Consider the following 10,165-nt stretch of genomic DNA (forward strand, 5'->3'; position numbering starts at 1 on the left):
CGATGACGAAATCGGCACAATCAAGCAGACGGTCAATGGTGGTGGGGCAGGTGCTCGAACAACGTTTTGCAGACCCCGGCGATGTGTTCGTCGAGCAGCTTCACGGCCCGGTCGACGTCACCGGCGCGACAGGCTTCGACGATCTCCCGGTGCTCGTGGTCGGCACGTTCCTTCCCGGAGGAGAGGCTCATCTGCATCCGCAGATAACGTTCCAGTTTGTCGTTGACCGAACGGATCAGGCCCACCAGAAACGGGCGTTGCGCCGGCTCGTAGAGACAGGCGTGAAGTTCCCAGTTGAGCTCAGCCCAGCGTCCCACGTCATCTTCGCCGATGAACTCCTGGCAGATACGTTCGGCGCGGGCGAATGTGTCTTCGGTCATGTTGGGAATGGCCAGACGCAGCACCTTGTCTTCAAGCAACATGCGCACTTCGAACATCTGTGCCAGTTCGGCATCCGACACCCGCGTGACCATTGCCCCGCGATTGCGCTGGAACATCACCAGGCCTTCGGCTTCCAGACGCTTGAGGGCCTCGCGGACCGGGATCTTGCTGACGTTGAACTGCCGGGCGATGTCGTCCTGGCGAATAGGCTCGTCTTCGGCGAAGTGCCCCGCGACGATGGCGTCACGCAGATGGCGAGTGATGATTTCCGATGTCGAAGGCGCATTGCCCAAGTCGGGAGCGTTGAATTTGGGTGAGTTCACGGCGGCGGTCGTTCGGATTGAGTTAGAGATATGGTATACGAATTTTGCGCCGAAACTCACTGCCTGTGCCTTGACGTAGTTCGCATGACTTACCTGTACACACATTTCACGCGGCCGAATGCCGGGGCGCGGACATCAGTACTGATCTACAACGACGTACGTGTGCTGACGCAGACCGGTGAGGGTGGGGAATTAACGTTTTGGCAGGTACATCCGGAGCGCGTGCAAAGTCCTGTAGGCGTCAGCGGTGCGGCGATCCGGTTGGCCGCGAAGAACGGTAACGCGGTGCAACAGGTACACCGCAGCGTCTGGTTCGCCGGCAAATCAGATCGCCGCACAGCGTGCCCAGACAAGGGGAAGGTGGGGGCGCCGTGACGTAGCGACCCCGCCAGGTGAATCAAAGCTTCGGTAGCTGCCCGATGCGGCTCATCATCTCGGTCACGATTTGCAGGTCAAGCAGGAATTGCTCGGTGGTCTTGAACTCGTTGTCGTTGTGACCGGTGTATTTGACGTCCGGCATGGCCAGGCCGAATTGCACGCCGTTGGGCAGTTCGTGCACTGAGGTGGCGCCGGCGGAGGTACCGAACTTGTGCTCCATGCCGAGGTTTTCGCTGGCCACGGCGAGCAGGGCCTTGACCCATTCACCCTCGGGATTGCGGTACATCGGTTCGGCGATGGAGTAGTCGAAGGCTGGTGCGATGTTGCTCTGTTTGCTCCAGGCATCCAGTTTTGTGGCGATTTCAGACTTCAGTACTTCCGGGGACTTGCCCTTCGGTACTCGCAGGTTGACCGCAAGCTTGAAGGTTTTGTCATCCATCCCGACATAAGTCAGGGAGGTGGTCAGCGGACCCATGAACTCATCGGCGAAACCCAGTGCCAATTTGCCCCCCAGGTAATCCAGCCCCCAGTTGTCGGCGGCATAGCGGGCGGCGTCGGTGATGTGGTTGTGCTTGAGCGCGACCTTGCCGTCGAGGCTGTTGATGAAGTCCAGCATCCTCGCCACCGGGTTGACGCCAGACTCGGGTTCGGAGGAGTGGGCGGACACACCGGTGACGGTCAGCATGACGTCGTTGCCGACCACCTTGGCGGCGACGTCAAAGTTGCCACCATTGCGCATGGCGTACTCTGTACCGGCCTTCTGCAGGCTGGCCGCCAGTTCCGCGGGATTGTCCGTCACCAGGGTGGCGACCGAGGTCGACGGAATCTGGTTGGTCGCCAGGCCGCCGGTCATCGCGGTGATTTCAGCGCCCTTGCCTTGAGCCTTGCGCTTGGCGAAGCTGGCCATGACCGTGCCGTAGCCTTTCTCGGCAATCACCACCGGGTAGCCGCCATCCAGTGCCAGGTTGTAGTTCGGCGTCGGGTTGCGTTCGAAATAATAGGGGATGGCGTCGCCCGTGGTTTCTTCGGTGGTGTCTACCAGCAGCTTGAAGTTCCTGGCCAGCGGCAGTTTCTCTTCCTTGATGACCTTCATGGCGTAGAGCGTGACCACGATGCCGTTCTTGTCATCTTCCGTACCCCGGCCATACATGCGATCGCCCACCTGGGTGACCTTGAACGGATCGAGACGGGTGCCATCCTGCAGTACCCAATTCTCTGGCGTCACCGGCACCACGTCGGCATGGGCGTGAATGCCGACGACTTCATCACCAGCGCCTTCCAGGGAAATTTCATAAACGCGGTTGTCGATGTTGCGAAAGCTCAGGTTGAACCCCTGGGCCAGGCTCTTGATCTTCTCGGCGATCTTGATGAATTCGGGATTGTCGTGCTGGGCAACGCCGTCCACGCGCACGGTCGGGATGGCCACCAGTTCACGCAGGGTTTGCGTAGCAGCGCTGCCGTATTTCACCCGTGTGTAGAGGCCAAGCAGGCGATAGATCTGGTTTTGCTGCTCAGGGGACAGTGTCTTGTTATCGAGGAAGGCACTGATGGCCGTGCCAAGATCGTCAGTCTTGGCGATATCGCGCTTGGCCAGGCTTGTCAGGAACTGGCGGAAATCCTTGACCGAGGTATCGCTGAACGTCTTGAGGATGACCGCATTCTGTTGCGGGGTGATGTTGGCATGTGCAGCGCTGGTGAACGACGACAGGCTGGCGACCATCAGGGTAGCTGCGGCCAGGTGCTTGAGTGAAAAGTCCATTGCTGGGGGCATTCCTTTGCAGGCGGTTTGTAGGAAATATCTGATCGTATGATCAGAAACATCCGCAAGCTAACACTGCGAGGGAGAGGTGGGCAGCCCCCGAAGTGGGATCTGTCGCACAGAAATGCAAAAGCGGCGCAGATATGAAAAACGCGCATGACGAACCGCCATCGCCCGCGAGTCGGTTCCTACAGGGCCGTTTTTGTCCCACGTTTGCTGGTGCCTGCAGGCTTGCGCTTGGCCGGCTTGCGTTTGTTTTTCCAAGGCGTTGCACCGCGCCCGGCAGGGCTGGCCGGACCGCTGATGGTGAGGCTCAGGCCGGCGCAGCGACTGACTTGCTTGCTCATCCAGGCAGCCTGTTTGGTGACGAACTCGTCCAGGCTCATTTCGCCGCTCTGCACCATGTCCAGGGCCTGCTCCCAGATGGCGGTGGTGCCCGGGTCGGCAATGGCCCGCGGTACCGCATCGATCAGGCTGAAAGCGGCCGGGGTCGCGGCAAGCGCCTTGCCGTTCTTGATCAGGTAACCACGGTCGAGCAGGCCCTGGATGATCGAGGCTCGAGTCGCTTCGGTGCCGATGCCGGTGGTGTCCTTGAGTTTTTGCTTGAGCAATGGATCTTCCACCAGTTTGGCGACGTTTTTCATGGCCTTGATCAGGTCGCCTTCGGTGAAGGGTTTGGGCGGTTGTGTCCAGAGGTCCTTGAGTTGCACGTCAGCCACCGCGCAATCAATGCCTTCCCTGAGGTTGGGCAGGGTTTGCGGGGCGGGTGCTTCGCGGCCCTTGGCGGGTGCAAGGGCTTCGGGCAGGGCGCGTTTCCAGCCAGGTTCGACGATTTGCTTGCCGACCGCACGCAAGGCCTCGCCAGCGCAATCGAAGTCGGCCTGGGTGCGGTCGAACTCGTGGTTGGGCAGGAACTGCGCCAGGTAACGGGCGCGGATCAAGGTGTAGACCGCGCGTTGCTTGCCTGCCAGGCGATCGAGGTTTTTTGCCGCGGCGGTGGGAATGATGCCGTGGTGCGCGCTGACCTTGGCATCGTTCCAGGCCCGTGAGCGACGCTGGGGCTCCAAATAATCGTGCAAGGCATTCAGTGCCGGGTCGGCCTGGCGTAGCGCCGCCAGGATGCCCGGTGCTTCGCTGTGCTGGCTGAGTGGCAAGTAGCCGCAGTCGCTGCGCGGGTAGGTGATGACCTTGTGGGTTTCGTAGAGCGCCTGGGCGATGTCGAGGGTTTCCTGGGCACCGAGCCCGAGCTTTTTCGAGCAGACTTCCTGCAAGGTGCCGAGGTCGAATGGCAGCGGCGCCACTTCGCGCATCCGTTCGGTGCGCAGCTTGATGACCCTGGCGCTTGCGGCGGCAAGCATGGCCGCTGCCGCTCGTTGCGCCAGCGCCTGATTCAGGCAGCGATCCTGGTCGTCGCACACCTCGGAGGCGGCCCGCCATTGTGCGGTGAAGGTGGTGCCGTCGTGCAGCAACTGCACCTCGACAGCCCAGTAGGGCACGGGCACGAAGGCGGCGATGCTGCGGTCGCGATCCACGACCAGGCGCAAGGTAGGCGTCTGCACCCGGCCGACTGGCAGCACGCCCTGATACCCGGACTGGCGTCCCAGCAAGGTGAATAGCCGACTCATGTTCATGCCGATCAGCCAGTCGGCCCGGGAGCGCCCCAGCGCCGAATGGTAAAGACTGAAGGTCTGAGCACCGGGCTTGAGGGCGGCGAGGGCCTTGCGGATCGAGGCATCGTCCAGCGCCGACAGCCACAATCTCTGGATCGGGCCGCGATAGCGGCAATGCTCCACCAGTTCCCTGGCGATCATCTCGCCCTCGCGGTCGGCGTCGGTGGCGATGACCAGGTCGCGTGCTTCGCCGAGCAGGCGCTTGACCACCTTGTATTGGCTGGCCGTGCGCGGCTTGACGGTCATCTTCCATTTGTCGGGAATGATCGGCAGGTCTGCCAGTACCCAGCGCTTGTAGCGCGCGTCATAGGCATCCGGGGGCGCGGTTTCCAGCAGGTGGCCGATGCACCAGGTCACTGTGACGTCCGTTCCCAGCCAGCAGCCGTCGCCACGTCGCCGCGCGCCGAGCACGGCCGCAATGTCTTTGGCCTGGGAAGGTTTTTCACAGAGGTAAAGCCGCATAACCACCATCGTCGATCAATGTGCGCAAGTGCACAGGATGGCGTGAGCGGCGCGCGAGAGCAATCTTTATCTGTATGGATGTACAGTTTTTGCGTTGCGTCTGGTTGCGCAGGCCGTTTGGCTGTGAGGCCATCGTTATCGGGGAATCTGAGTTATACCTGATAAATCGTAGTCTCAGGTTTTGGGGTCGCTGCACGGCCCATCGCGGGCAAGCCACGCTCCTGCAGGTCAACTTCTGTCATGAGGATTGTTTTCCATGAAAAGCTCCGGTCCCAGCCCTGTCATCACCATCGCCGAGCAGCCAGGCTGCCTGTTGGTGAAGTTCCACGGTATCCAGGTGGCTGCGTCTTCACGTGCGCTGGTGCTATTGGAGGCCAATTACCCTCCGGTGTACTACGTCCCGCGAGAAGATATCGACGAGAAATATTTCGCCCGCACCGACCACACCAGCTATTGCCCCTACAAGGGCGATGCCAGCTATTTCAGTTTGCAGGTGCCGGGGCATGAAGGGGCTAATGCGGTGTGGAGTTACGAGAATCCGAAAGTCTCGGTTGCACAGATACGCGAATACATGGCGTTTTATCCGGACCAGGTGAAGTTCGAGCTCGTTGAACTCGACGAGTGAGTCGCCATTGCCATTAAAAGATCTCAGCCTGCGGCAGCTCCTACAGGGGAACGCATTCCAGGGTAGGAGCTGCCGCAGGCTGCGATCTTTTGATTTTCAATCAGTTCTTATCCAGATCGACGTTACGTGTCTCACGCAGGCACAACATCCCCACTACCAGGCTCACCCCGGTGATCAGCACCGGGTACCACAGCCCGTAGAAGATGTCGCCGGTGTACACCACCAGGGCAAATGACACGGTCGGCAGGAAGCCGCCGAACCAGCCATTACCGATGTGGTAGGGCAGGGACATCGAGGTGTAGCGGATACGGGTCGGGAACAGTTCGACCATCAGCGCCGCCAGCGGTCCGTAGCACATGGCGGAGATGATGATCAGCGCGACAATCAGGGCCACGATCATTGGTTTGTTGATCTGCTGCATGTCGGCCTGTTGCGGGTAACCCGCCAGGGTCACCGCGCCCCGCAGGGCGGCTTCGTCGAAACCGTCGATCTTCATGTCACCGACGCTGACCTGCACACCGCTGCCGGCCGGGGCTGCTGCGCTCTGGTACGGCAGGCCTTGCTTGACCAGGAAGGTCTTGACCTTGTCGCATGGACTGTCGAATTTCGCCTTGCCTACCGGGTCGAACTGGAAGGTGCAGGTGGCCGGGTCCGCGAGCACGGTAATCGGCGCCTGGCGGCTGGCCTGGTCGATGGCCGGGTTGGCGTAGTGGGCCAGGGTCTTGAAGATCGGAAAGTACAACGCGGTGGCCAGCAGCAGGCCAAGCATCAGCACGGGTTTGCGCCCGACCTTGTCCGATAGCCAGCCAAAGAAAATGAAGAAAGGTGCGCCGATGGTCACACTGACGATCAGCAAGCCGTTGGCCACCGCGGGGTCCATTTTCAGGAACTGGGTGAGGAAGAACAGCACATAGAACTGCGCAGCATAGAAGGTCACCGCTTGTCCGGCGTTGATGCTGAACAGGGCGATCAATACCACCTTGAGGTTTTCCCACTTGCCGAAGGAATCGCGGATCGGCGATTTGCAGAGTTTGCCTTCCTCTTTCATTTTCACGAACGCAGGCGACTCGTGCAGGCTCAGGCGAATCCAGGTCGAGATGCCCAGCAGAATGATCGAAAACAGAAACGGAATGCGCCAGCCCCAGACTTCGAATTGATCGCCCGTGAAATAGCGGCAACCCAGTACCACCAGCAGCGACAGCAACAGGCCGAGGGTGGCGGTCGATTGAATCCAGCTGGTGTGGAACCCGCGCTTGCCGATCGGCGCGTGCTCTGCCACGTAGGTCGCTGCACCGCCGTATTCCCCGCCCAGCGCCAGGCCCTGGAGCATGCGCAGCACCACGAGGATGATCGGCGCGGCAATGCCGATGCTCGCGTAATTGGGCAGCAAGCCGACGCAGAAGGTTGCCAGGCCCATCAGCACGATGGTGGCGAGGAAGGTGTATTTGCGCCCGATCATGTCCCCCAACCGGCCGAACACCAGGGCGCCGAATGGCCTGACAATGAAGCCGGCGGCGAACGCCATCAAGGCAAAGATAAACGCCGTGGTGTCGTTGACCCCGGCGAAGAACTGTTTGCTGATCACCGCCGCGAGGGCGCCGTAGAGGAAAAAGTCATACCACTCGAAAACCGTCCCGAGCGACGAGGCGAAGATGACTTTCTGGGTTTCCTGGCTGGTGCCCGCGCTGCGCACGGCTTCCAGGGGCTGAACGTGTTCTGACATATCGGTATCCCTCACAGTGATTGTTTTTGTTGTTCCACTGTCGGCGCTTTCCTTGTGGGCGGGCGCCGCGTTTATCCATAAATCGGGTGTACCCGTCACCCGTAGGAGCGAGCAGGGTTCAGGGGTGTGTGGCCAGTTCCTTTGTCGGGGTGATGCTCCTTGTGTCAGGGTCAAGAATGAGTTGCGCAGCCTTCTCCGCGATCATCAGCGTAGGCGAGCAGGTGTTGCCCGAGGTGATGCGCGGCATGATCGAGGCATCGGCGATGCGCAGGCCGGGGATGCCGTGCACGCGCAGTTCGGCATCGACCACCGCGTCCGCGTCGTTGCCCATGCGGCAGGTGCCGACCGGATGGAAAATCGTCGTGCCGATCCGCGCGGCGGCTTCATGCAGCTGTTCTTCGCTCTGCAGGCTGTCGCCGGGCAGGTACTCGACCGGTTTGAACGCCCTCAGGGCCGGCGCGGCAACGATGCGCCGGGTCAGGCGGATGGCATCGGCGGCGACCCGCAAGTCTTCCGCGTGGCTCAGGTAATTGGGCTGGATCAGCGGCGCTTGTTGTGGATCGGCAGAGCGGATCTGCACCGTGCCGCGGCTTTGCGGACGCAGATCGCAAACCGATGCGGTAAAGGCCGGGAAGGCGTGCAACGGCTCACCAAAGCGCTCCAGCGACAGCGGCTGCACGTGGTACTCGAGGTTGGCCGAGGTTTGCTCGGGCCCTGAACGCGCAAAGGCCCCCAACTGACTCGGCGCCATCGACAACGGACCGCTGCGGTCATACAGATAACGCAGGCCCATGCCCATCTTGCCCCACAGGCTGCCGGCGATTTGATTGAGTGTTCGGGCATTCTCCAGCTTGTAGATCAGCCGCAGTTGCAGGTGGTCCTGCAAGTTGCCGCCAACGCCGGACAGTTCATGGACTACACCGATGCCCAGGCGCTGCAGCAGTGGGCGAGGGCCGATGCCGGAACGCTGCAGGATGCTCGGTGAACCGACGGAACCGGCGCACAGGACGATTTCCTTGCGCGCCTTGAAAGTCTTGACCTGGCCCTGCCATCGGGCGCTGACCGCCGAAGCACGAGCGTTTTCCAGCATTACGCGGTCGACCTCGACACCGGTCAGCACCGTCAGGTTGGGGCGCTGGCGGATCGGTTTGAGAAAGGCCTTGGCCGCATTCCAGCGTATGCCAGCCTTCTGGTTGACCTGGAAATAGCCGCAACCTTCGTTATCGCCCTGGTTGAAGTCGTCGATGCTGGCGATGCCGCTTTGTTCGGCGGCGCTGCGAAAAGCATCCAGAATCGGCCAGGACAGGCGCTGGCGTTCGACCCGCCAGTCGCCGCTGGCGCCGTGAAACGTTGACTCGCCGGCAAAATGGTTTTCGCTCTTCTTGAACAACGGCAGCACGTCTTGCCAACGCCAGCCAGGGTTGCCGTCGGCCGCCCAGCCGTCGTAGTCACCGGCCTGGCCGCGCATGTAGATCATGCCGTTGATCGACGAACAGCCGCCCAGTACCTTGCCGCGTGGGTAACTCAGGGTACGACCTTGCAAGCCCGGTTGCGCCTCGGTCTTGAAGCACCAGTCGGTTCGCGGATTGCCAATGCAGAACAGGTAGCCCACCGGGATGTGGATCCAGGCGTAATTGTCGCGACCGCCGGCTTCGAGCAGCAGCACGCGGTATTGCGGGTTGGCCGACAGGCGATTGGCCAGTAAACAACCGGCCGGCCCGGCCCCGACCACGATGTAGTCGTATTCATCAAGGGAAGCGTGCATCCCTGACCTCGCTTGTTGTTCTTGTTGGGGTTCATCCTAGTTGTTAGCTTTCGTTAAAAGAATGTTAGTTTTTACCCAGCTACTGTTCGTTTTTAAACAACGCTGACCAAGGGATGGACGATGTTCGACTGGAATGACCTGCGGTTCTTTCTCGAGCTACAGCGAAGCGGGCGTTTGCTCACGGCTGCGCGCCGTTTGAACACCACCCATGCCACCGTGGCGCGGCACATCGAGGCCATTGAAAAGAGCCTGGGCACCGCACTGTTCGTGCAGCATGCCCAGGGATATGAGCTGACGCCGGCGGGCGAAGCATTGCTCAAGCACGCCGAGGCGATGGAGAACGTCGCGCTGCTGGCGCAAGAAGAAATCACCCAGTCCACGGCGCCGCTGGGCAAGATCCGGGTGGGGGTGACGGAAGGGCTGGGCATCATGTTCCTTGCCAGCCGCATGAACGGACTGTTCGAGCGCTACCCCGGACTGGAAGTGGAACTGGTGGCGGTGCCGCGTTTTGTCAGCATCCTCAACCGCGAGGCGGAAATCAGCATCCACCTGGAGCGCCCGGCCGCCGACATGCTGGTCACGCGCAAACTGGCGGACTATCGCCTGGCGCTCTACGCCAGCCAGGACTACCTCGACCGCTCCCCGGCGCTGCGAAATCGTGAAGACCTGGGGCGCCATGCCTGGATCGGCTACGTCGACGATTTGCTGTTCAGCCAGGAATTGATGTTCCTCAACAGCTTTTGCCGCAACCCGCAGGTGGTGTTCCACAGCACCAGCGTCATCGCCCAGCAACAGGCCGCGCGCGCAGGTCTTGGGATCGCCGTGCTGCCGTGCTACATGGCCAGTGCCGATCCTGGCCTTGTGCCGTTGTTCCCCCAGGAGAGCATTCTGCGCAGCTACTGGATCAGTACCCGTCGCGAGTTGCACAAGTCGGTGCGGTTGCGGGTGATGTGGGATTACGTGGTGGAGTTGTGTGAGCGTGAGCAGGATTTGTTGCTGGGCCCCAACCCTCCCGTGATTTAACGGTGCCTCGGATACCACTGTAGGAGCTGCCGCAGGCTGCGATCTTTTGATTTTTC

The 10,165-nt window shown here is 61.1% G+C and carries 8 protein-coding genes; 3 read left to right on the top strand and 5 right to left on the bottom strand.

The window, feature by feature from the left end; genetic code table 11:
- Positions 1-32: 32 nt before the first annotated feature.
- Positions 33-704, bottom strand: a complete 672-nt coding sequence (locus QLG10_RS12375; RefSeq protein WP_110751430.1) for a GntR family transcriptional regulator — start codon at positions 702-704, stop codon at positions 33-35.
- 84 nt (positions 705-788) lie between these two features.
- Here QLG10_RS12375 and QLG10_RS12380 point away from each other — a divergent pair, with 84 nt between their 5' ends.
- Positions 789-1,079: a hypothetical protein gene (locus QLG10_RS12380; RefSeq protein ID WP_282487423.1), complete on the top strand. Its 291-nt coding sequence runs from the start codon at positions 789-791 to the stop codon at positions 1,077-1,079.
- Between the two features lie 22 nt (positions 1,080-1,101).
- Here the strand turns inward: QLG10_RS12380 and QLG10_RS12385 are convergent, their stop codons facing one another.
- On the bottom strand, positions 1,102-2,841 hold the full coding sequence (locus QLG10_RS12385) for a dipeptidase (protein ID WP_248677135.1): 1,740 nt from the start codon (positions 2,839-2,841) through the stop codon (positions 1,102-1,104).
- Positions 2,842-3,029: 188 nt separating this feature from the next.
- Positions 3,030-4,973 carry a DNA topoisomerase III gene (locus QLG10_RS12390; protein WP_110751475.1) on the bottom strand — a complete coding sequence of 648 codons (1,944 nt, stop codon included), beginning with the start codon at positions 4,971-4,973 and terminating at the stop codon, positions 3,030-3,032.
- Positions 4,974-5,229: 256 nt separating this feature from the next.
- On the opposite strand from QLG10_RS12390, the gene QLG10_RS12395 reads away from it, so the two are divergent.
- Positions 5,230-5,598: a DUF427 domain-containing protein gene (locus QLG10_RS12395; RefSeq protein WP_020798535.1), complete on the top strand. Its 369-nt coding sequence runs from the start codon at positions 5,230-5,232 to the stop codon at positions 5,596-5,598.
- Positions 5,599-5,698: 100 nt separating this feature from the next.
- Here the strand turns inward: QLG10_RS12395 and QLG10_RS12400 are convergent, their stop codons facing one another.
- The gene (locus tag QLG10_RS12400) at positions 5,699-7,321 is read right to left on the bottom strand and encodes an MFS transporter (protein ID WP_110751436.1); all 1,623 of its coding nucleotides are present in this window, start codon (positions 7,319-7,321) and stop codon (positions 5,699-5,701) included.
- A 118-nt stretch (positions 7,322-7,439) separates the two neighbouring features.
- Positions 7,440-9,086 carry a GMC family oxidoreductase N-terminal domain-containing protein gene (locus tag QLG10_RS12405; protein WP_282487424.1) on the bottom strand — a complete coding sequence of 549 codons (1,647 nt, stop codon included), beginning with the start codon at positions 9,084-9,086 and terminating at the stop codon, positions 7,440-7,442.
- A 120-nt stretch (positions 9,087-9,206) separates the two neighbouring features.
- Between QLG10_RS12405 and QLG10_RS12410 the strand changes: the two genes are divergently transcribed.
- Positions 9,207-10,109, top strand: a complete 903-nt coding sequence (locus tag QLG10_RS12410) for a LysR family transcriptional regulator (RefSeq protein ID WP_282487425.1) — start codon at positions 9,207-9,209, stop codon at positions 10,107-10,109.
- Positions 10,110-10,165: the final 56 nt, after the last annotated feature.

The sequence above is a fragment of the Pseudomonas sp. V98_8 genome (assembly GCF_029967975.1).
GTDB lineage: Bacteria > Pseudomonadota > Gammaproteobacteria > Pseudomonadales > Pseudomonadaceae > Aquipseudomonas > Aquipseudomonas umsongensis.